The organism is Pseudomonas sp. NPDC089406, assembly GCF_044900265.1.
Lineage (GTDB): Bacteria > Pseudomonadota > Gammaproteobacteria > Pseudomonadales > Pseudomonadaceae > Aquipseudomonas > Aquipseudomonas fakonensis.
In genome coordinates, this window is sequence record NZ_JBJDNC010000009.1 from 57745 (window position 1) to 78126 (window position 20382).

Consider the following 20382-nt stretch of genomic DNA (forward strand, 5'->3'; position numbering starts at 1 on the left):
GTCTCTCGGTTGGTGCTGCTTGCTGCTGAATTTTGCTGAAGCACGGGAGCTGTTGCTAAAAATCAGCAACAAGGATGGCTGTGTAGCAAATCCACGAATACGATGGCCTGGAACCCACGCAAACGTCGGTTCAAGCAGGCTATGGAAAAAGACCGGTAGTTTATCAGGAAAGCCCGGCGCTCGGCTTGGCACTCACCAAGTGCGCCAGTTGATTTGCGCCGCGAGCGGCAAGGTGGTGTGGATGCGGGACATTGATACTGAGAAGGTTGCCAAAGCGATTGAGGAAGATGCGGGCCAAGAGATCCCCGATCTGCGCCAGGCTTTGATGGAAGCCAAAGCGGGTGTAGGCCGCGTAACGACGCCTGAGCAAATGTTAGTGCGCCTGGCGCGGGAGCGGTCTGGGTTGACTCAGGCGCTGTTTGCCGAGCGTATCGCCACGCCTGTTGCCACGCTTCGTGATTGGGAGCAGGGGCGTTTCGTTCCACCTGGCGGCGTACTTTGCTTGATGCGCCTGATTGCCAGGCATCCGGAGTTGTCGCAAGAGCTGGCGAACGGCTGATTTCCACCGCTGGGCCAGTGTGCAAGCTGGTTATGTGAAAAACTGCAATTGAGGGGCTGACTTTCTACAGCCTTATCTTTGCTTGCAGGCCTCAAGCTCGGCTTGGGTTTTAAGCCCGGTCGTTATGCCCAAGCGGTATTCGCAGTAGCGCATCACCGACTCGCGCTCGGCATCGTTCAGCGCGTTCAGAGGCTTGTCATCTGACTCGTAGGCGAAAATATTCTCGAACTCGATTTGGAATGTTGGCTTCTTCTTGATGAAGAACACTTTCTCCGGGTAGGCGTCTTCCATTTTCTCGTAGTAGCCGACGAAGAGGGCGGCGGTGAGTGAGAGGAAGAAGAGGGCGAGGATGGCTTTCATGTGGTCCGAGGCTTGTTTTCGAGAGCCCATGCATGATGTCATCACCAAGCCGCCACGGCCCGCCTCATTTGGCATGGGTAATACCGTGGGAGCGGGCTTGCCCCGCGATGAGGCCAGCCCTGCAAAAGCGCGGCGCCTGGCACCGGCTGCGCCGGTGTTCGCGAGTAAACTCGCTCCTACAGGCCAGCGCACATCCATGGATCACGCGTTACCCTGTGGGAGCGGGTTCACCCGCGAATCAGGCGACGCGGTGCATGACCCCACCGCGCCTTTGCCTCAGTGCTTCATGCCCAACTCGGCATCATCCATCAGCGCCTTGGCCAGCGCGCTCAGATAATGCGCCGCCCAAACCAGCTGCGCATTGCCATCCAGCACCCCGACCAAAGTCATGTCCCGAACACACCCCATCAATTCCGAGGCCTGCTCCTGCGCATGCTGGCAAGGAATGCCCGGCTCGATGCAGAACAGCGGCTCGGTATGCCCTGCGCTTTGATAAAACCGGGTCTTGCCGACAGTGGTTTTCGGTGTGGTGTCGTCAGTTGTAGTCATCATTCAATCTCCCTGAAATCGTCAACGCCCGGCCGGCACAGGCAAACCGCTGGCCCCTTGTAGGAGCGGGCTTGCCCGCGATGAGGCCCGACCAGGCAATACACGTCTAATGCCTTAATGCCGTGTTTGCGGCGCCATCAAGAACTGCACCTGAATCAGCGCCGACTCGAGCGCTGAACGCAGTGTCTCCAGCTCATGCATCGAAGCCAGTAGCAGTGCAGTGGCGGGGGACTTGGGCTGGATCTGGATGGCCTGATGGGTCACGGCTTGCGCGCACATGGCGTATTCCGTGGCCTGGATGAGGGTGTCTTCCAGGGAGTGGTGGGGTGGGTCGGGGACGATCTTCAACATCACGATTTTCCTCTTTGGCGCTACCACCTTGCTGCTGTCAAACAGAAGGGTGGCAGCCGTACGTGGGTTGACAGACCGGCGAAAATCGTAAAATTCCGGCGCACGCAAGCGTGCCCGCACGTACGGCCGCCATAGAGGTGAACCGTATACGAATTTTTCGTCGCAGCCTGTCAAAGCTGTGTCGCTGATATGCAGCGACTCGCCGAGACTAGGTGCCGAGCAGGGCTGCTGCAACGGAAAAAAGGCGGTAGGAGGATATTTGGGAAATGGACTACAAGGAAGGGGGTAAATCTGATTGTTTCGACGGGCCACAGCGTCAGCCGCCTGCTTGGCATCTGGCTGGCGATCGGTGCTGGCCGGTTTGAGCTTTCGCTGATCGGAAGCATCAAAATTGAGTTAATGTGCGCCTTCGAGGATACATTTGAATGGTTTCCCGATAGGGAGGTCTTTTGACCGAGCAAGAAGTAGCGAGCATACGTTGGGCATTGTCAGACGCGTTTGTCGATAACGAGGTCGATTATGCCGCTATTGTAAGGCAGGTCGAAATGTTCGAAGCGTCAGAGGTGCGGCGGATACTCTATTCCGAAGTGGCTCCGGTTTGTCATCATAATCTTGAATGCACGCTTCCTTCCGTTTGGAGCTGTTTTGGCAAGGAAGCACTTGAAGATGAAATTGAGGAAATGCTCCGTCGGCGGAAGAGCAGCGCTGTTCGGCGTCTGCTGAATACGCTGCATGTGAAGTGGCTTGAGTACAGGTACAGATATATTTGGTTGGAGATGGTTAAGTTTTACGGAAGGGGTTAGTCGCTTTTGTAAGCCCAGTTGCTACCGGGTTAGTGCAGATCGTTAATGCTTTTTTGATTGAGGGGCCTATCGGGACGCCCGCCTGCGCGGCGCTTGGCACCGGCTGCGCCGGTGTTCGCGAGCAAGCTCGCTCCCACAGGCCCCCGCAAGTCTGCAGGCCACACGCAATCCTGTGGGAGCGGGCTTGCCCGCGAATTAGGCGACGCGGTACATGACCCCGCCGCGCCTCTACCTCAGTACTTCATGCCCAGCACGCTCAAATAATGCGCCGCCCAAACCAACTGAGCATTGTCATCCAGCCCATCACCGCAGATCTTCCCCGAAGACATCAATCAAGCCAGCACCGACCGCCTGGCCTGCGCTGAAGTAGCCAAGCGGTATTCGCGGCGTCAGGTCGGCCAGTTTGTTTGGATACCCTCACTGCGGCACAGGACAGCTCTTGGTGGCGCGCTGGAGCGCCTTGGCATGGTCCATATAGGTTTCGGGGTGGTAGGGGGCGGCGGTTATGTCAAAGCTCGACTCGCCGTCGTAGCCGATCTCTTGCCAGACCCTCAATGCCCACTCCCGGCCATCGTGCATGGCCAGCAAGTCGAAGACGTGGCTACTGATCTCACTGTTTTCGTCAAGAACAGAGTAGAGGTAGCGCAGATTCTTGTACCAGTCGGGCATCGCTGTGATGGCTCGAATGGCTACTTTTGCAAGCTTTTCCTCGGCGTCATTCAATGCATACATGTTGCCAATAGTGAGCTTATTGGCTCGCTCCAACGCCGAGAGTGGGGCAGGTGGCGGCGCGCGACTGATCAAGCGGCGGTGTTCACAATCAAACACCCAGGTACCGCTGTTCACATAGTCGTCCGCATAGATAACGACACCGTTACCCAAGTCCTTGTTGTATACGCTTTTCATTACCTTGAACCCGTAGTTGGCCGTGATTAGCAGTAAGGGAGAGAAAATGGCGAAAGCCAGCCAGGCGAATTTATTTTGGTAAAAACTCAAAGTGACCTCCTGGTGCACCTATAGGCGTATCGCCAGAGATCACGGGGTTAATGGCCCCTGTGGACTGATAGGTGAACTTGTATAGGTCGTCGTTATTCGCCCGCTCCTTTGCCGATACCTTCCATTTTCTGCACCACTCCTCACCAGACTCGACGTTATCGATGATTCCACACAACTTGCTCACCTGACGCTCCTTGGACGAGCCCCAAGTGTTTTTGTAGTCCGAGCGACGTATGAAAGCGCGTACCTTGATCTGTAGGTGATCGGCCAGTAGTTGTGCCAGGCTTTCATTGGTTTGCGGGAAAAACTGGATTGCATCCTCGATGGGGTACTCCGAGCGGTTGCCCATACCGGTCCGGCTTGTTCTGAGGGCGCTCAAAATGGAACTACTGAACGCCCTCTAAAGCGCGTAGATTGTTACTTCAACGTATCTACGTTAGACAGGACAGTGTTTGTAAGAGGCGGCGATTTTAGCAAGTCTCTCGAAATGTCTGGGTTTGGAAGTACTGCTTTGATAAGGGTGTCGAGGCGCTCGAACCAGATAGTGTCGTTTGTTGAGAATAAATTGTATAGCGCCTCATTCTTTGATTTGCACCCGAAATCTTTGTATTTAAGTCCGCAGTATTTAGATGCGGCGGTCAGGATGTGCCACCTTAGCTTTGAGTATTTTCCATCAAATTTTTTGTTGGAGGTGAGGATTTTTAATCGGTACTGGCAGTAACAAGCTGTGTAATAATCGTCCTCGTGCGCCCCAGGTGCAAAAACTTCATTGAGTAAGTCGCCGGTAAGCCGGTTTGGGTAGCGGCTAGAATAGTCCGGTCGCATCATTACCATAGCAGAATAGCAACGGGCAGTTTCGCGGACATCAAAAATACGGACAGGGACTACGTTTTCAGATTTATATTGACCTTTGCGACGCTCGAAGTAAATTCGGTTGGGTTCTGTGGCGCCGCGGGCGTTGAAATACTGCTCGAGCTTTCTGAGGGCGGTAAGAGTTGAAATGAACTGGGCGTCTTCGACTTTTGATTGGCGGTTAGTTGCCCGGACTATGTCGTCTATGATCGCTGGTTCGTCCGCCTCAATTAATTTGATCATGAGGCTTACTGAGTTATCGACTTTGTCATCAAGTGATATCAGGATGTTTGAGGTTTGGCAGCCATTCACAATTTGGAAATCTCGAATATAGATCTCCTGTCCGGCGGGACGCACGCTGGATGCAACAATTGTTACTCCATTGTTCATCAAGCCGAAGCGAGGTTTCTTGTCGGTGTCACTCAGGGTTTCTGCAATTTCCGAGTTAACATCCACGTCGACGCCTAAAAAGTCTCGTACGTTTTCCTCAAAGAGTTTCTTTCGTGGAGAACCAGTATGGTCCTTCAAAATAGCATCTATAAAACTGCGAGCGGTAACGGTTGCAACATAAGCGTTGTTAATATTTGGAGCGGCGGGGAATGGGGCATAGCCTATAGTGGCAAGCTTGGCTTCCATGGGGCCGTCAGCTGCTAACCAATACTCGTGAATAATTTCACGATGCGCCATGATTAGTCGGGTTTCATTTGAATAGCCCATTTTTTTGAGGGCAGCTTCGCCGACTTGAAATGCGGCATTGATTTCGACAGCCTCAGTATCAGGAGCTGCACTAAAGAAATACGCGTGAATATCTGGTAGGCCACCGCGAATTCGACCGATATTCTCAAATATTTTTTGGAACATGGTCTTAAATTCGGCGAGATAAGGGCTGTGCGGTTGAGCTGGGGTTTCCGATAGAAAATCTACGATTGCTGCAACGAATGAGTCAATCTCTTGTTTTGACCAAGTGGTGGAGCGCTTTGCTTGAGTGAAAACAATTGTGACGGTGTACTCACGCCTAGAGCTTTGAAAGATTTCTTCTAATTCCTCAGGTGTGAAAACGGCGCGGTCATCTAGGAATAGTAGAGCTCCGTCAATACCCGGGTCGGCACCTTCATAGACGAGATCGCTGACTTCAATGCTGTCGCCGGTGTATCTGGCAAAAGCACAGTAGTTTACAAAAGCTTCAAAGTTTTTGGACTCATCGAATGGTGCTCCAAAATCTTTGCAGAAAGTATCGAAATAGGATTTCGTGACAAGATGCATTCTCATTCCCTTGTGCGAGGCGAGCCATTGTGTGTCGACTACGGGCTTTGCGGTGGCACATTGATACCATGGATGACGACTGGAGTGAATAGACGGGTGAAGCGGAAGGGGAAATTTGTAGAGGCTAGTTGGTACAAAAAAGGTACAAGGAGAAATCTGTTGGCTTATAAGCCACGTTTTATAGGGGGTTTATTGAAGGTATGCCCAATCCATCAGCGGCGCACCGCTGAAGCCGGGACGGCTAAGGGCGTAGGGCAGGAGGTTGCGGCGATTTGTGCTCAACCCGCACCGCTGCCCCAGCGCCGCGCTCGCATTGCCGCAACTTGTTCATCGCTTGCGAGTTTGCCTTCGTCAGCTTCCTTGAGCGCTTGTTCTATCTGTACGGTCAGGCTTTTTTCGTGCTCGATGTAATCACGAAGAACGTCCACAGCCAGGTAGCTCGCGCTCTGACCGTTGCTCTTGGCGAGATCGGCAAGCGAATTGGACAGGTCTTCCGGAAGCTTTAGCGATATACCGGCCATGGCAACCTCGGCGATGGGTGGTGAAGGGTACGTTACACCGCCAGGCCGCATTGGAAAGCGGCAGGTCGTCGCGCGATACATCCGGAGCTTGCTGGCGTGGGGCATATAGCCTCGGGTGGCATGGGAGCATGCGTCTTGTCACGCGTAAGCTGTGGAGCCCCCAAATTAAACGGCTGACAAATCACGTAATGGTTGCTGGTGTAGTGCCACATTGACATCACTGGTCGAGGGTTATAGCCTCGCGACCTTCGCAAGCAGCCGTGGGCGTTGTCCGCATCAGGTTAAGGTGCCCGTGGCGTGCTCTATCGATCACTCGCCCGGCACGGATAGACGCCATCTCCAGTACCCACTTCCCCCTGATGACCCGCGATCCAAGGAGGATCACCCAATGTTCCAGCCACGCGAAGCCGAGCGGGACCACCTGTACACCCGGGTAGTCTGGCTCACCATCGCCTGCTGTGCCTTGATGCTTCTGGCAATGATTGCCTGGGGCCAAGGCTCGACCTACGCTGCACTTCAACTGGACCACCAGCAAACCAACGCCAAGGTGATTGAAGTAGAGCCTACCCTCAGCGACCAGGCCAAGATCATCCATTACCAGTACACCGACCGCAGCGGTCAGGCCTACACCAATACATTCTTCAACGACGGTTATGGCGGGCAGGTCTACGAGGTCGGGCAGGAACTTGCTGTTTCGTATTCAGGCTGGTTCCCGCAAAAACACGGCCTGAGCCAGAAAGTACCGGGCTATCGCGCCGATTTCATCATGTTGGTTGGCGGCATCGTGCTGACGTTGTTGTGCTTGGCCATTTCGTTCAGAACGCTTACCCGCCTGCAGACAATGAAGCAGGAGCGGGCGTTCTATTGATCAATCGGCATCGATGATTGCCCGCCGTTCGAGGGCACTCGCTCACTCCGCTGTCGTAACCGGCAGCGGCAATATCAACTCCGCCCCCTCATTCCTCACATTCCCCACCTCCCGCCCCACCGCAAACCACTCAAACGCCTCCACCGGCAAACCCTGCTCTTCAGCGACTTGCTGCGCCTCAGCCCCAGTCAAATCCGGGTCAATCCACCGCCGAGCCTGCTCCGCCGCGAGCACCAGCGGCCGCCGGTCATGAATATCCACCATCCCCCCATCACTCGCTGCGGTGATGATCACAAACCCGTCCCCCTCGTTGGGCGCAAGCCCCGGCCGTACCTCGGCCAGCGCCGCCATGAACATCGGCGCGCGGCTTTTCAGGCGAATGAAGTACGCCTGCTTACGCTTGGGCTCCTGCGGGTCGGCCACCCATTCATACCAACCATCAGCCATCACCAGCGCCCGGCCCTGGGGCCACAGCGCCTTGAAGAACTTGCCGGTGGTCACGGTCTCGACCCGGGCGTTGATCGGCGGCGGGCGCTTGCCGGTGGCCCAGAAGGGCGCCCAGCCCCAGTGGCAGGGGTCGATGCGCAGGCCGTCGGCGGCGTTGTGCAGTATCAATACCCGGCTGCCGGGGGCGACGTTGTAGCGGGCGATGGGGGCGTTGTCGTAGCCGCTGACCACGTCCTGTTCGGCCTGCAGTTCGCGCAGGTAGTCGGCCAGGCCCTGGTACTGGGCGAAGCGTCCGCACATGGGGTGCCTCCTGGGTGGCGAAACCGGCCGGCACCTTGCTGCGCGCCGTACCTGGGTCTGCTCAGGATAGACGGCGGCGGCAGGCCGGTGCCGCTGGCTGCGAACGGGCGCAGGAGGTCACGCCTGCAACAGGGTCATGCCGAGCAGATAAGCACCAGCAGCAGCGCCGCGACCGCCATGAACACATAGTTGAGCACGCTGAACCGCGCGTTGCTGCGGCCCTGGGGGTCGCCGGCGGCGGCGTTCAGGCCGCGCTGGCCCAGCCAGGTGATCCAGGCGGTGACTGGCAGCATGCCCAGGCTGGCGATATCGGCGATGGGGAAGCCGATATTGTGGCGCGACAGAACGTCGGTCAGGTTGCTGATCAGCATGCCGACCACGAACAGCGTGGCCAGGGTGCCGGGGCGCCATTGGAAGTCGCTGCCATCGCGCTTGAGCCGGTTGTCGGCCACGCGGTACAGGGCGTGGGTGAAGAACAGGGCGAAAAACGCCCGGGCTACCGGCCACAGTTTTTCGCCGGTGCTGCGTTCTACCTGCTTCCAGTTCTTGTAGGCCCAGTACAGCTGGTACAGGCCGAGGGAGAGGATGTAGAGGGTGAAGAACTTGCCTCGGGATACCACGTAGAACGGGGGTTGGGCTGCTGCTTCGGGGGTGGTGGCCAGGTCGGGCAGGGGCGGGGCATAGGTATTTTCGGGCACGGGCAGTCCTTTGGTGGGCCGGAAAAGGGGCGGGCACGGTAACTCAGGTTTTGAGGTAAATACAGGCCCTGGGGGGATGGCACCGGCTTTGCCGGTGATCGCGGGCAAGCCCGCTCCTACAGGGAGCGCGCCGGGCTCCATCTGTCGAAATTTCCTACGCCGAAATTGACCGGGCGGCCGATTCGCCATTAACTGTATACGCATACAGTTAACCTTCAAGGCCACCCCATGACCTCCATCCTCGGCCCGCTCGCCTGCGGGCAGGCCACGCTTGCGCGTTATGCGTTCCGCGTGCCGGCGGGCTTTCCGTCGCCGGCGGCGGACCACCTGGAGCAAGCCCTCTCACTGGACGAGCTGTTGAACCTGCGCGCGCCGCACATGTACCTGGTGCGCATCGACGGTGACAGCATGCAGGGCGCGGGTATTTTCGATGGCGACCTGGTGATCGTCGACCGCGCCCTCGAGGCGCGCCACGGGCATATCGTCATTGCCGCAGTCAACGGCGAGCCGCTGTGCAAGCGCCTGCAGCGGGCGGGCAGCCAGGTGGTGCTGTGCTCCGAGAACCCGCGTTTTCCGCCGCGCTACATCCTCGAGGGCGACGAGCTGTCGATCTGGGGCGTGGTCACCTTCAGCGTGCGCAGCCATGCCGCCAGTGCCTGAGCCGGTGTTCGCGCTGATCGACTGCAACAGCTTCTACGCCAGCTGCGAGCGGGTGTTCCGGCCCGACCTTGCGCGCACGCCCATCGTGGTGCTGAGCAACAACGACGGCTGCGTCATCGCCCGCAGCGCCGAGGCCAAGGCCTATGCGCGCATGGGCGAGCCGTACTTCCAGATCCGCGACAAGCTGCGCCGCCACGGGGTGCTGGCGTTCTCGTCCAACTACGCGCTGTACGGCGACATGAGCCAGCGGGTGATGGCCCTGATCGAGTCGATGGTGCCGGCCTGCGAGGTGTATTCCATCGACGAGTGCTTCGCCGACCTGCGCGGCATCCCCGGCGACCTCACTGCCTTCGGCCGCGAGGTGCGCGCCCGTGTGCTGCGCTGCACCGGCATCCCGGTGGGGGTGGGCATCGCCCGCACCAAAACCCTGGCCAAGCTGGCCAACCACACTGCCAAGCGCCTGCAGGCGCACACCGGCGGGGTGGTGGACATTTGCGAGCCGTTCAAGCGCGACTGGGTGCTGCGTAACACCGGGGTCAGTGAAGTGTGGGGCATCGGCAAGCGCCTGACCGCACACCTGGCCGAACTGGGCATTCGCACGGCGATGGACCTGGCCAGGGCCGATGCGCGGCTGCTGCGCGACAAGTTCAGCGTGGTGGTGGAAAAGACCGCCCGCGAGCTCAACGGCATTGCCTGCCTGGAGCTGGACGAAGCCGAGCCGCCGCGCCAGGAAATCTGCTGCAGCCGCATGTTCGGCGAGCGCCTCACCGAGCTGGCGCCGATCCGCCAGGCGGTGGCCACCTACACCGCCCGTGCGGCGGAAAAACTGCGCGCCCAGGGCTCGCTATGCCGGCGCCTGCGGGTGAGCATCCGCACCGGGCTGTTCAACCCTGACGAGGCGCAGCATGCCCAGGGTGCGCTGGTGCAGCTGCCATACCCGAGCAACGACACCCGGCTGCTTACCGGGGCGGCTACCGAAGCGCTGGGGCGGCTTTACCGGCCCGGGTTTCGCTACAGCAAGGCCGAGGTGCTGTTGCTCGAGTTGTGCCGGCCGGGTGAGTTCACCGGCGACCTGTTCAACGCCGCGCAAGCGGCGGGGGCAGGGCGGTTGATGGCGGTGCTGGATGAGGTCAATGGCCGCTATGGCCGGGGGGCGTTACGGGCCGGCAGTGTGCCGCTGGCGCCCGAGTGGGGGATGCGCCGGGAGATGATGAGCCAGGCCTATACCACGCGGGTCGAGCAACTGTGGCGGGTGTGCGCGGGTTAAGCGGCCTTTTGCAGCTCCTTGCAGGTTCAGCACGTCCCGGCTTTGTTAATCCGTTTTTTCACTGTAAACCGGCCTGATTAACAGTGAAAAAAGGGGTTAACAGCGTGAGTGTCAGGGGTAGGCAGACCGTGCGCAGCCCCAAGCGTCACAACCGCAGCGCCCAGGTCTGGCTGACCAGGTCCTTGCCAAAGCTGTGCACCGGCTCCTCTTCCACCAACTCGAACCCGGCCTTTTGGTAAAGCCGCCGGGCATCGGTCAGCACGCTGGTGGTCCACAGGATCATCTGCGCATACCCGGCCTGGCGGGCAAAGCGCAGCGCCTCGTCGATCAACCGGTTGCCGATGCCCAGGCCCCTGGCGCTGGCGTCCACGTACAGCATGCGCAACTTGGCCGTGGTTGCGTCGTGACGCACGACGAACACCGAGCCGATGGCCTTGCCGTTTTTTTCCGCGATCCAGCAGTGGTCGGACGCCGGGTCGTAGTCGCGCAGGTACTGCGACACGATCTGCGCCACCAGGGCTTCGAACTCGCTATTCCAGCCATATTCGCGGGCATACAGCTCGGCCTGTTGCTGCACCACCAGGCCCATGTCGCCCGGGCGCGGGGCGCGCAGCAAGTAGTCGGTGGTGCGCTGGCCCAGCAACGCCTGCACCTGTTGCATGGCCTGCACCAGTTGCGCCTGTTGGCCTTCGGGCAGTTTTTCCAGCATCTGCGCCACTTCTTCGCGGGCCGCCAGTTCCAGTGACGCCACCACGCTACGGCCCGCAGCGCTGAGCTGCAGGTGGGTGACACGGCCATCGCTGTCCGAGCGTGCCTTGGTGATCAGGCCGTTCTTTTCAAAGGCCGACACCATTCGGCTCAGGTAGCCCGCGTCCAGCCCAAGCGCCTGGCACAAACCGGCGAGGGTGACGCCGGTGGCGGCGCTCAACTCGTAGAGCACCCGGCTTTCGGTAAGGGAGAACGCGCTGTGCAGCAGGTGCTCGTTGAGGGCGCCGACCTGTTGCGTATAGAAGCGGTTGAAGCGGCGCACGGCTTCGGCACGGTCATCGAGGGGGGAGGTCATCGCAGGTATCCAAATATTTGCTTTTGGCAATTATATGCTTGCTTTTGGCAAGTATGTCAATTCGCAGGCGGTACCGGAAACATCGGGCAAAACCGCGCAAGCGCTTGTTACACAGCTACCCGCCGCCATTCAGCCTGGCAGGCCATAGTCATTTGCGGGCAGTGCTTCAGCAAAACGCCGCTCATCGGCTGGGTCGCCGGGATGGGTGGACTCAACAAGAATTCCGTACGATGATCTTCGTAAATCAAGGATGAACCATGCCAAAGGGTTTCAAGGCAGCCAGAAGCGCGGTACTTGCCGCACTCGAATCAGGGGCGTACCTGCATGTGTCGCGGGGCGATATCGCAGTGAAGAACCTGCTCGCCATGGGCGCTGTCAGCGCAGACGAGGTGATCGACGTGATCCACGCCTGCCAGGGCCGCCACTACAGCAACAGCCCCCACCACGCCGTACCTGGCATCGAGGTGCACGTGCTGCGCCGCTGCAACTGGTACATCAAGTTCTTTTTCATCGAACCGCAAACGTGGTTCATCAGCGTTCACCTGTGAGTAACCCGATCATGAAGATCTTTTTCGAAGGCGATACCGGCCAGGCCCTGTGCGAACACTGCCAGGCACTGGTGGCCATGCACTTCACCCGCCGCGACGTGCCGTTCAGCGACGGCCAGGGCCTGGCCCGGGGCATCCTGGTGGGGGTGTGCGACGGCTGCGACCAGGTGGTGGCCATCCCGCCGCAGTCCACCCCGGCCATTCGCGAGGCGCGCAAGCAACAGCTCAAGTCCATCGAGGCGCGGCTGCCGGCTGTGTACCTCGACGTGCTGGACGCGGCCATGCAGGCGGTCACCAGCGAAGCCGGCGCACACTTGCGCAAGCTGTTCCTGGCGCACTACTTCCAGTGGCTGGTGCAGGCCCAACAGGGCCAAGCGCTGCAGCCGGCCCACGAAGCCTTCGTCCAGGCCCTGGAGGCACAACAGCGCGAGCGTGGCCTGCCGGCGTCCAGCGCCACCCGGCGCTTGTCGATGAAGGTCAACCCGCACATGGCCGAGGACTTTCTGGCCCTGCTGCAGCAAACCCACATGAGCCAGACCGAGCTGCTCAAGGCGGTGATCGCGCGCATTCAGGCTGATGTGCTCGAAGCCCGCGACCCGCAGGTGATCGGTGCGCTGCAAAGGCTGGCGCGAGTGGCGGGCTAGAGCGCATTGGCGCAACTGGCAAAACCGGCTATCTTGTCGCCCCTCGCAAGGCCCCGCGCGACCCCAGGGAGTTTCAATGTCGCATCCACACAGCCCCCGCGCGCCGTTCGGCCTGCAAAGCGGGCGCACCTTCACGCCGGCCAGCTACCTGGCCAGCACCCTCGATGGCTACTCGCAACTGGTGGTCCCCGGCGCCGAACAAGTGTGGGCGGTGGGTGAAGTCGACCTGGGCGATGGCGTGCGCCTGCTGCGCTTCTACCTGGATGACGAAGACTACTGGCTGCAGGTGGTGATGAACGGTTCAAGTACCGGCGACACCATCCTGTTCGGCTACCACAGCGTCCTGCCGCTGCAAGGCCAGACGCAGGTGCAGCAGTTGCTGGGCCCGGGCTCGAAGGTCGGCCTGCCGATGTACGAGCACGACGGCTACCTGTATTCGCGCCAGTGGGGCAGCGGGCAGGGCCAGGCCGAACTGGTCCCGTTCAGCGAACAGGTCGGCAGCCCCGAGGCGAGCTACCGCATCCGCCATCTGGCGATGCTCTACGCCCGCGATACCGGCCTGCCAGGGCGGCGCGAATTCCTTCTGCTGTCGCTGGAGGAAGACGCCCAAGGCCACACCAGCCTCAGCACCTCGCTGGGCGTCACCCTGCACCCCACGGACTTCGACGTAACCTGACAAGGATCTTTCATGCTCGACGCACTGCGCCTGTCGCTCAATGCCCCCGCCGTTACCGGCTTCATCGCCTACATCAGCGTGGCATTGCTGCTGTTCTGGCTGTTCCAGTTCATCTACACCCGTATTACGCCACACCGCGAGTTCGCCCTGATTCGCGAAAACAACCCGGCCGCCGCCATCGCCCTGGGCGGCTCGCTGATCGGTTTTTCGCTGCCGGCCAGCAACATCATCGCCTACAGCGTCAGCCTGGTGGACGTGGTGGCCTGGGTGGTGATTGCCGCCGTGGTGCAACTGGTCGCCTTCGGCCTCACCAGCCTGGTGCTCAAGGGCCTGTCGACGCGTATCGCCCGTGGTGAGCTGGCGGCAGCCATCTACGCCGCCAGCGTGGCGATCAGCGTGGGCTTTCTCAATTCGGCCTGCATGACGCCGTCGGTGTAAGGAGCCCGCCATGAGAAAAAGCCCGGTCAAGCTGGTGCTGGCCAGCTCCCTGCCGCTGGCACTGAGTGCCTGCGGCCCCAGCGAGCCCACCTACACCGTCACCCAGCGGGTCAACTACAGTGATCTGGCTGCTTGTGTGGCCGACCAGGTGCCGCAGAAGGATTGCGAGCAAGCCTACAAGCAGGCGTACGCCGATTACCTGCACAGCGAGCCGCTCTTTGCCTCGCTGAGCGAATGCGAGGCCGAGTTCAGTACCGGCGGTTGCACGCTCAAAGCCGGCTATTACCGGCCGCACATGAGCGGCTTCGAGCTGGAAACCTCAGGCGAGGTGACCGAGTCGCAGCTGGCCAAGGCCAACAACGGCCAGGGCAACCTCAGCGGCAGTATGGCCACCGGCGTGCTGGCCGGCATGTTGCTGAGCCAGGTGCTGCCGAGTGATCGCCACTACCGTTCGCAGCCGCTCTACAACTACCGCGCCGGTAACCAGGGCTTTCGCCGGGGCCCGCTTAGCCAGCGCTTCGCCATTCAACGCGACCCGCAGCAGGAGCAGCAGAGCAGCAGTTCGTCCAGTGGTGGCGGCGGTGGCAGTTGGGGCGGCAGTGGCCGTGAACCGTCGCGTAGCGCGGTATCGTCCAGCATCTCGCGCGGTGGTTTTGGCAGCCAGGCCACTGCCCGCAGCGGCTGGGGCGGGCGCTCCGGCAGCTTCTTCGGGGGCTGAGCATGCGCAAGGTCGACTGCGACGAACGCCCCGGATGGCGTGCCACCGCCGAGCGCGAAGGCTTTGCCTTCCATACCATCGACGGCGAGCGCTACTGGGACGAGCGCGGCTACTACCAGTTCAGCGAGGCCCAGGTCACCGCTGACCTGGAGGCGCCCACGCAAGAGCTGCACGCCCTGTGCCTGGACGCAGTGGCACGCATCGTCGACAGCGAGGCGCTGATGGCCCGCCTGGCCATCCCGCCGGCCTACTTCGACCTGGTGCGCCAGTCGTGGCAGGCCGACGAGGCGCATCTGTACGGCCGTTTCGATTTCAGCTACGCAGGCCTCGGCCCGGCCAAGCTGATCGAGGCCAACTACGACACCCCCACCTCGTTGTACGAGGCGGCCGCGTTCCAGCTGATCTGGCTCGACGAGCAGGTGCGGCGCGGCGTGCTGGCACCCCATGCCAGCCAGTTCAACAGCATCGCCGAGGACCTGGTGCAGGCGTTCCAGGCCATGGGTGGGGAAGGGCTGTTCCACTTCTCGACCATCAGTGGCTCGGTGGAAGACCGCGGCACCACCGACTTTTTGCGGCGCATGGCCGAGCATGCCGGCATCGGCACCCGGCACATCGACCTGGAAGACATCGGCCTGAGCGCCGAGGGCCGTTTCGTCGACCTCGACGGCCAGCCGATCCGGCGGCTGTTCAAGCTGCATGCCTGGGAGCACATCTTCCATGAAGCATTCGGTGCGGCCATCGCCGGCAGCGGTACGCAGTTCGTGGAGCCGGCGTGGAAGGCGCTGGTGTCCAACAAGGGCCTGCTGCCGTTGCTGTGGGAATGGCACGAGGGCCACCCGAACCTGCTGCCGGCGCATCTGGACAGCGACCCGCAACGCCCGGTACCCAAGGGCTGGGTGCGCAAGCCGTACTTCTCCCGCGAGGGCGCCAATGTCGACCTGCGCACCCTCGACGGCCAGCGGGAGTTCGAAGACGGCCCGTACACCGATGCGCCTTACATCTTGCAGGCGCTGGCGCCGCTACCCAGGTTCGGCGACAGCTACACCCTGGTCGGCTCCTGGGTGATCGGCGGCAAGGCCTCGGGCATCGGCATCCGCGAAGACGACACCTTGATCACCAAGGACAGCTCGCGCTTCGTGCCCCACGTAGTCTTGGACTGAGCGCACCTCCCCCTGTAGGAGCCGGCTTGCCGGCGATAGGGCCATAACCCCCGACACCGTGCCGTGCAGGCCAGCCCCCATCGCCGGCAAGCCGGCTCCTACAGGTACAGCACCTGGTTCAGGCTCTGCGCAATCCTGCAGGCAATCGCCCCTGACCTTTACTTCATCCGCTGGTAGCATGTGGCTATCATCGCCCATGATGGCCAACCAAGGAGTGCAAGGATGTTCAGGAAGTTCGCAAGTGCAGGTTTGATGCTGGCCATGGCGGCAAGCGCCACGGTTCAGGCGCAACCCATGCTGTTCAAGGACTACGCCTACGATTCGCCCAAAAGCACCTACACCAAAGCCAAAGGCTATGAAGACTGCAGTGACTTTATCGGCAAGCCAGCCTTGTGCCGGGACGGCGTGAGCTTTCTGGGTGAGGCGTTCAGCGAGGCCTTGATCTTCAACAAAGGCAAACTGCGCATGGTGACCCTGTATGCGCCAGAGACCGATGGCATGGTAGAGAAAGTGGTCCTGGCGTTGAACGAAAACTTCCTCATGACCATTTTCACCAGCGGCAAGAAGCAACTGGACCTGGTCAAGCTGGCCCGTACAGCCAAAAATCGCGAGGAAATGGCCCGCAAGCTCGCGGCCTTCCAGGGCAAGGCGGTGGAGAGTGGCACCTATTCGGCCACCTTCCTCGAAAAGTTCGAGCTGCCAAAGAACAAGCCCGAAGACGTCGTCCAGCTGATGATGATCGCGCCCGACGACCTGCGGGTGGCCGAGATGAACGTGCTGGCCGATGAAGACGACTCCACCGTGATGGTGCGTTTCGGCTATCCCAAGCTCGACAGCAAGGCCAACGCCGCACAGGTCAAGGCCAGCAAGGAAGCCTTCTGACCCGGCCGCAGGCTTGCCAGCGATGTGCTGGCAGCGCTTTAAGCCAATCATTTCACGGACAAATCTTGTAATAGTGGCACTTTCATAGTAACTAGTGGCCCAGTGCCACGAGTTACCAGGAAAAGCCGCGAAATTGCGGGAACGGAGTCCCTGTCACCACTCCCTCCATACCCCCCGGACGAGCCTGCTCGCAGGCTCGCTCCTGGTCTGCGCATGCGTTTTCCAATCACCCCACGCCACCGGGCCTTGCCGCCGGGTGGCTAACAGGATGCTGCCGGGCCCCGGGCGGCCAGTATCCGCAACAGACGCTGAAAGTAGCCCGCGCCAGCGGGCAGTGAAGAGGAAGGGAAATGTTCGGCTCCAGCTTCATGCGGCCTACTGCGCTGGCCGCAGCAGTCGCGCTCGGATTGAGTGGTTGCGCCACCATCGACAAGACGTTAGGTGACAATTCCGATGGTTTCGCCTGTGGTGCAGGCGCGCTCGCCGGTGCCGTGCTTGGCGGGGTCATAGTGGCGGCAGCGGGCGGCAGTTCGAAACAGATCGCCGCAGGTTCCGTGGCGGGCGGCGCTGTGGGCTGTGTTGCAGGTTATGCCTACAAGCAGCGGGTTGACCGGCTCAAGGCGGTTGCCAGCGCGCAAGGGCTGCAGGCGCAGGTGCGGGAAATCGAGGCGGTCGACGCCAGCAGCGGCAAGAAGGCCACCGTTGGCCTGGAAGCGCAGGTGCAGTTGCAGGAAATGTTCCCGTCCGGCTCCGCCAGCCTGACCGACGATGGCCGGCGCAAGCTGAGCGCGCTGGCTCAGGAGTTCGCCAGCAACCGTGGCAAGGCGCAACCCGGCCAGGCCACCAAGAAAGTCCTGGTGGTCGGCCATACCGACTCCACCGGCGGCGCCGAGCTGAACCAGCGCCTGTCCGAGCAGCGTGCGCGGGCGGTCGGCGACATTCTTGCCAGCGCCGGTATCGCCAGGCAGGACATCTACTACCAGGGCGCCGGTGCTTCCCGCCCGCTGGCCGACAACACCAGCGAGGCCGGCCGTGCGCAGAACCGCCGCGTCGAGTTTGTCGAGGTCGACAACGAGCAGGTGCTGGCCAAGCGGGTCAACGATGAGCGCAGCAATGCCAAGTACCTGGCCCACGGTACGGCGGCGCAGCCGAAGGTAAAAGCCCAGGCGCCAGGCAACAAGGCACAGGTCGCGCAAAAAACCGACAAGCCTGCGCCGGTCAATGACGACAAGGCCCCGACGCTGCCAGAGCAGCCTGCCGCAGCGGTCATCGTGCAGCTCGATGGCAAGGGCGGTATCGACTTTGGCGGCACGCCTGTCACCAGCACCCAGTCGACCTTGGCTTCTGCCATCACGCCGAAGAGTTCGACCTTCTCGATCATCAGCCCGGCTTACGCCAGCGCGCCGGTCACCTCGTGCGTGGGCGACCTGCCACGGGTCGAGGGCGAGGTGAAGAACCTTGCCACCGGGGCAACGCTGAAAGACTACAGCACCAATGACTTCTTCCCCGGCCTCAACGGCCAGGTGTGGGGCAGCAAGGTCAACGGCCATGTGGCGACCGTGGGGCCGGTGGGCATCCTGCGTGATAACGCCCAGGTGGCCGTGGCGCCGAAGATGCAGTTCATCGCCAACGCCGCCAGCGGCTCACGCAAGCAAAGCCCCGTGTACACCTCGGTGGCCAACAGCTACGAGGGTGAAACCCAGATCCTCTACCGGGTGTTCGCCCTGGACCAGAAACGTACGCCAGTCAGTTGCATGGACATCGTCTTCGACAAACGTGCCGGCTCCGCCGTCGCCGGGGAAATCTACTACCCCAAACAGAACAACGCCTACGTCGCCCAGTTCAAGCCCAAGCTTGTGCGCTAACAGGACCCACTTATGCTAGACGCCATCCGCACGTTCTCCCTACTTTACTGGCACATCGTGCTGCCCATCGCGGTGACCGCTTTCCTGGCGATCCCGATCATCACGCACTGGTACGAGGTGCGTTATTGGCTGATGAAGCTGCGTATCAGCCTGCCTTGGCTAGGCCGCGTCGCCCATTGGGTCAAGCACCCAGGCTCGCGCGAAGAACCCAGCGCCGAGTGCCCGAATGCCGTCGGTTTCCATGACTCCGAGGCGCAGCTGTGCAGCCTCTACGAAACCTACTACCTCAATCACCAGCCGTCGGAGGAGAACTTCCGCCGCTGCCAGGACTACCTGGGCAAGATCGACGAAGACAACCGCCACGAAAAAGGCTTTGGCCTGTGGCTGTTGATCATCGTGCTGATGATGATCGAGGCCAGTGCCTTCGGCTTTGCCCTGGCGCCGTTCGCCCTGACCCTGGCCACGCCGAACACCGCCATTGCCGGTGCCTTCGCCATCGGCCTGGTGATTTCGATCATCGGCGTGTTCCTCTCCGAGTTCGCCGGCCGCCAGTTGTACCTCAACACGGTGGTGGCGAAGATTCTCGGCTACGAGACCCTGCGTGCCTCCGGGGCCGACGGCGACATGATGCGCACTGACCTTGTGACCATCGACAACACCCACGTCGATGACAAGCGGCCGCACTACCAGCAGATGCTCAACCGCGTGAAGCTGCCCAAGAACGGTGAAAAACCGGCCAAGCGCTTTGGCCTGGTGGTTGCCTACGGCGTGTTCATCGCAGGCCTTGCGATCGCGGCCTTCTGGGTGCGTACCGAAACCCTCAACGCCCAGGAAGCGGAGCTGATCGCCCACCCGCCAGCGGTAGCGCAGGCGGCGGATGACTTCCCGGCCGGCGACGATGACAGCTTCCCGGTGCCCAGCGACATGCAGGCCATTGCCAACGAGGCCAGCGGCAAGTCGGCCCAGGACCAGATCGATGCGCTGCACCGCGCTTCGCTGGTGACCTTCGCCGTGCTCAGCGGCCTGTTCATTTTCATTCAGCTCACCAGTACCTTCCTGGCGTACCGCTTCGGCTTTGCCGGCACCCATTCGCGTGTCGCCTGGGAAATGGTGCGCAAGTTCTCCAGTGCCAGTGAGTTCGTGCGTTACCACGAAGCCAAGGCCCGTGATGTGGCCACCGACGCGCAAGGTTCGCTGGGCAAGCTGCAGGCGCTGCAACTGAATGCGTTCCGGGTCAACGGCACCGACCGCGAACAACTGCGCAAGGACACCATCAAGCGCACCTTCAGCGTGTTCGTCGACGAGCAGCAAACCCGCCGGGCGTTCCGCCAGCAGAAGGCAGCCGCCGGCAACCTGGCGCGCGACAGCCACAAGGTGGTGGAAGCCTACATCAGCAAGGTTATCAAGGACCTTACAGCGGCCATCGAGACCAACGACAACGCACGCATCGAGGAAATCATCCGCGTCGCGCAGCCACGCATCGCCCAGATGAACGACCCGCAGTTGCAACGTTACCGGGATCACTTCAATGCCCTGGTGACCACTTTCAGCGCCAGCACCGGCCAGCCCGCCGTGGCGGTCAGCGTGGCCGCGCCGGTGGTGGTGACCGTGGCGCCCGCCGCGGCCCCCGAGCCAGCAGTGGCACCGGCACCTGTCGTGCCCGTTGCGCCTGCGGCGCCGGCGCCTGCCACAGCGGGCTTCGACCCCCATCAGTATGGTGACCTGACCGAGTTCCACGAGGACGACCTGGCGTATGTCGCCCAGCGCCTGGGGGCCGAGCTGGACAACCTCAAGCGTGCCCGCCGCCTGCAAATGCTGGACAAACCTGGCCAGCCTGCCTGACGCGGCCCGGCGCCACCCGGGGCGGTAGGCCCCGGGTGGCCATATCGATGAT

General features: G+C 61.2%; 24 protein-coding genes. 14 read left to right on the top strand and 10 right to left on the bottom strand.

Annotated features, from left to right (window positions below; translation table 11 throughout):
• Positions 1–19: 19 nt before the first annotated feature.
• Positions 20–559 carry a helix-turn-helix domain-containing protein gene (locus ACI2KK_RS08690; RefSeq protein ID WP_404668615.1) on the top strand — a complete coding sequence of 180 codons (540 nt, stop codon included), beginning with the start codon at positions 20–22 and terminating at the stop codon, positions 557–559.
• Between the two features lie 72 nt (positions 560–631).
• Here ACI2KK_RS08690 and ACI2KK_RS08695 read toward each other — a convergent pair whose 3' ends face one another.
• The 3 genes from ACI2KK_RS08695 to ACI2KK_RS08705 form a co-directional block, all read right to left on the bottom strand.
• Positions 632–1117: a hypothetical protein gene (locus ACI2KK_RS08695; RefSeq protein ID WP_404668616.1), complete on the bottom strand. Its 486-nt coding sequence runs from the start codon at positions 1115–1117 to the stop codon at positions 632–634.
• A 78-nt stretch (positions 1118–1195) separates the two neighbouring features.
• Entirely contained in the window at positions 1196–1468 is a 273-nt protein-coding gene (locus ACI2KK_RS08700) for a DUF3077 domain-containing protein (RefSeq protein ID WP_404668702.1), read from the bottom strand.
• 114 nt (positions 1469–1582) lie between these two features.
• A complete protein-coding gene (locus ACI2KK_RS08705) occupies positions 1583–1819 on the bottom strand; it encodes a hypothetical protein (RefSeq protein ID WP_404668617.1) in 237 nt (78 codons plus the stop codon).
• Positions 1820–2268: 449 nt separating this feature from the next.
• On the opposite strand from ACI2KK_RS08705, the gene ACI2KK_RS08710 reads away from it, so the two are divergent.
• The gene (locus ACI2KK_RS08710; RefSeq protein ID WP_404668618.1) at positions 2269–2622 is read left to right on the top strand and encodes a hypothetical protein; all 354 of its coding nucleotides are present in this window, start codon (positions 2269–2271) and stop codon (positions 2620–2622) included.
• Positions 2623–3039: 417 nt separating this feature from the next.
• On the opposite strand, the gene ACI2KK_RS08715 is transcribed toward ACI2KK_RS08710, so the two are convergent.
• From ACI2KK_RS08715 to ACI2KK_RS08730, 4 genes are all read right to left on the bottom strand, one after another.
• Positions 3040–3618: a hypothetical protein gene (locus ACI2KK_RS08715; RefSeq protein ID WP_404668619.1), complete on the bottom strand. Its 579-nt coding sequence runs from the start codon at positions 3616–3618 to the stop codon at positions 3040–3042.
• Positions 3599–3967 carry a hypothetical protein gene (locus ACI2KK_RS08720; protein ID WP_404668620.1) on the bottom strand — a complete coding sequence of 123 codons (369 nt, stop codon included), beginning with the start codon at positions 3965–3967 and terminating at the stop codon, positions 3599–3601. Before ACI2KK_RS08720 ends, ACI2KK_RS08715 begins: the two co-directional genes overlap by 20 nt.
• A 68-nt stretch (positions 3968–4035) precedes the next feature.
• Positions 4036–5733: an AIPR family protein gene (locus tag ACI2KK_RS08725; RefSeq protein ID WP_404668621.1), complete on the bottom strand. Its 1698-nt coding sequence runs from the start codon at positions 5731–5733 to the stop codon at positions 4036–4038.
• A 278-nt stretch (positions 5734–6011) separates the two neighbouring features.
• Positions 6012–6254: a CopG family ribbon-helix-helix protein gene (locus ACI2KK_RS08730; protein ID WP_404668703.1), complete on the bottom strand. Its 243-nt coding sequence runs from the start codon at positions 6252–6254 to the stop codon at positions 6012–6014.
• A 388-nt stretch (positions 6255–6642) separates the two neighbouring features.
• Here ACI2KK_RS08730 and ACI2KK_RS08735 point away from each other — a divergent pair, with 388 nt between their 5' ends.
• Positions 6643–7122 (top strand): DUF3592 domain-containing protein, encoded by a 480-nt coding sequence (locus tag ACI2KK_RS08735; RefSeq protein WP_404668622.1) that lies wholly within the window; start codon positions 6643–6645, stop codon positions 7120–7122.
• Positions 7123–7164: 42 nt separating this feature from the next.
• Here ACI2KK_RS08735 and ACI2KK_RS08740 read toward each other — a convergent pair whose 3' ends face one another.
• Together ACI2KK_RS08740 and ACI2KK_RS08745 are read right to left on the bottom strand one after the other, a co-directional pair.
• The gene (locus ACI2KK_RS08740; RefSeq protein ID WP_404668623.1) at positions 7165–7869 is read right to left on the bottom strand and encodes an SOS response-associated peptidase family protein; all 705 of its coding nucleotides are present in this window, start codon (positions 7867–7869) and stop codon (positions 7165–7167) included.
• A gap of 134 nt (positions 7870–8003) precedes the next feature.
• Positions 8004–8567, bottom strand: a complete 564-nt coding sequence (locus ACI2KK_RS08745; protein WP_404668624.1) for a hypothetical protein — start codon at positions 8565–8567, stop codon at positions 8004–8006.
• A 228-nt stretch (positions 8568–8795) separates the two neighbouring features.
• Here ACI2KK_RS08745 and ACI2KK_RS08750 point away from each other — a divergent pair, with 228 nt between their 5' ends.
• Together ACI2KK_RS08750 and umuC are read left to right on the top strand one after the other, a co-directional pair.
• Positions 8796–9227 (top strand): LexA family protein, encoded by a 432-nt coding sequence (locus tag ACI2KK_RS08750; protein ID WP_404668625.1) that lies wholly within the window; start codon positions 8796–8798, stop codon positions 9225–9227.
• Positions 9211–10494: a translesion error-prone DNA polymerase V subunit UmuC gene (umuC, locus tag ACI2KK_RS08755; RefSeq protein WP_404668626.1), complete on the top strand. Its 1284-nt coding sequence runs from the start codon at positions 9211–9213 to the stop codon at positions 10492–10494. Before ACI2KK_RS08750 ends, umuC begins: the two co-directional genes overlap by 17 nt.
• Before the next feature lie 145 nt (positions 10495–10639).
• Here the strand turns inward: umuC and ACI2KK_RS08760 are convergent, their stop codons facing one another.
• Positions 10640–11557 (bottom strand): GNAT family N-acetyltransferase, encoded by a 918-nt coding sequence (locus tag ACI2KK_RS08760; RefSeq protein ID WP_404668627.1) that lies wholly within the window; start codon positions 11555–11557, stop codon positions 10640–10642.
• Between the two features lie 257 nt (positions 11558–11814).
• Between ACI2KK_RS08760 and ACI2KK_RS08765 the strand changes: the two genes are divergently transcribed.
• The 9 genes from ACI2KK_RS08765 (at position 11815) to ACI2KK_RS08805 (ending at position 20330) form a co-directional block, all read left to right on the top strand.
• Positions 11815–12105: a hypothetical protein gene (locus tag ACI2KK_RS08765; protein WP_404668628.1), complete on the top strand. Its 291-nt coding sequence runs from the start codon at positions 11815–11817 to the stop codon at positions 12103–12105.
• A gap of 11 nt (positions 12106–12116) precedes the next feature.
• Positions 12117–12749 (top strand): hypothetical protein, encoded by a 633-nt coding sequence (locus tag ACI2KK_RS08770; RefSeq protein ID WP_404668629.1) that lies wholly within the window; start codon positions 12117–12119, stop codon positions 12747–12749.
• 76 nt (positions 12750–12825) lie between these two features.
• A complete protein-coding gene (locus ACI2KK_RS08775; protein ID WP_404668630.1) occupies positions 12826–13425 on the top strand; it encodes a DUF2491 family protein in 600 nt (199 codons plus the stop codon).
• A gap of 12 nt (positions 13426–13437) precedes the next feature.
• The gene (locus ACI2KK_RS08780) at positions 13438–13863 is read left to right on the top strand and encodes a DUF350 domain-containing protein (protein ID WP_404668631.1); all 426 of its coding nucleotides are present in this window, start codon (positions 13438–13440) and stop codon (positions 13861–13863) included.
• A 10-nt stretch (positions 13864–13873) separates the two neighbouring features.
• On the top strand, positions 13874–14581 hold the full coding sequence (locus ACI2KK_RS08785; protein WP_404668632.1) for a DUF1190 domain-containing protein: 708 nt from the start codon (positions 13874–13876) through the stop codon (positions 14579–14581).
• 2 nt (positions 14582–14583) lie between these two features.
• Positions 14584–15741, top strand: a complete 1158-nt coding sequence (locus ACI2KK_RS08790; protein ID WP_404668633.1) for a glutathionylspermidine synthase family protein — start codon at positions 14584–14586, stop codon at positions 15739–15741.
• A gap of 222 nt (positions 15742–15963) precedes the next feature.
• Positions 15964–16623 (top strand): hypothetical protein, encoded by a 660-nt coding sequence (locus ACI2KK_RS08795; RefSeq protein ID WP_404668634.1) that lies wholly within the window; start codon positions 15964–15966, stop codon positions 16621–16623.
• A gap of 350 nt (positions 16624–16973) precedes the next feature.
• A complete protein-coding gene (locus tag ACI2KK_RS08800; protein ID WP_404668635.1) occupies positions 16974–18488 on the top strand; it encodes an OmpA family protein in 1515 nt (504 codons plus the stop codon).
• 12 nt (positions 18489–18500) lie between these two features.
• Complete coding sequence (locus ACI2KK_RS08805) at positions 18501–20330, top strand: hypothetical protein (RefSeq protein ID WP_404668636.1); 1830 nt, start codon at positions 18501–18503, stop codon at positions 20328–20330.
• Positions 20331–20382: the final 52 nt, after the last annotated feature.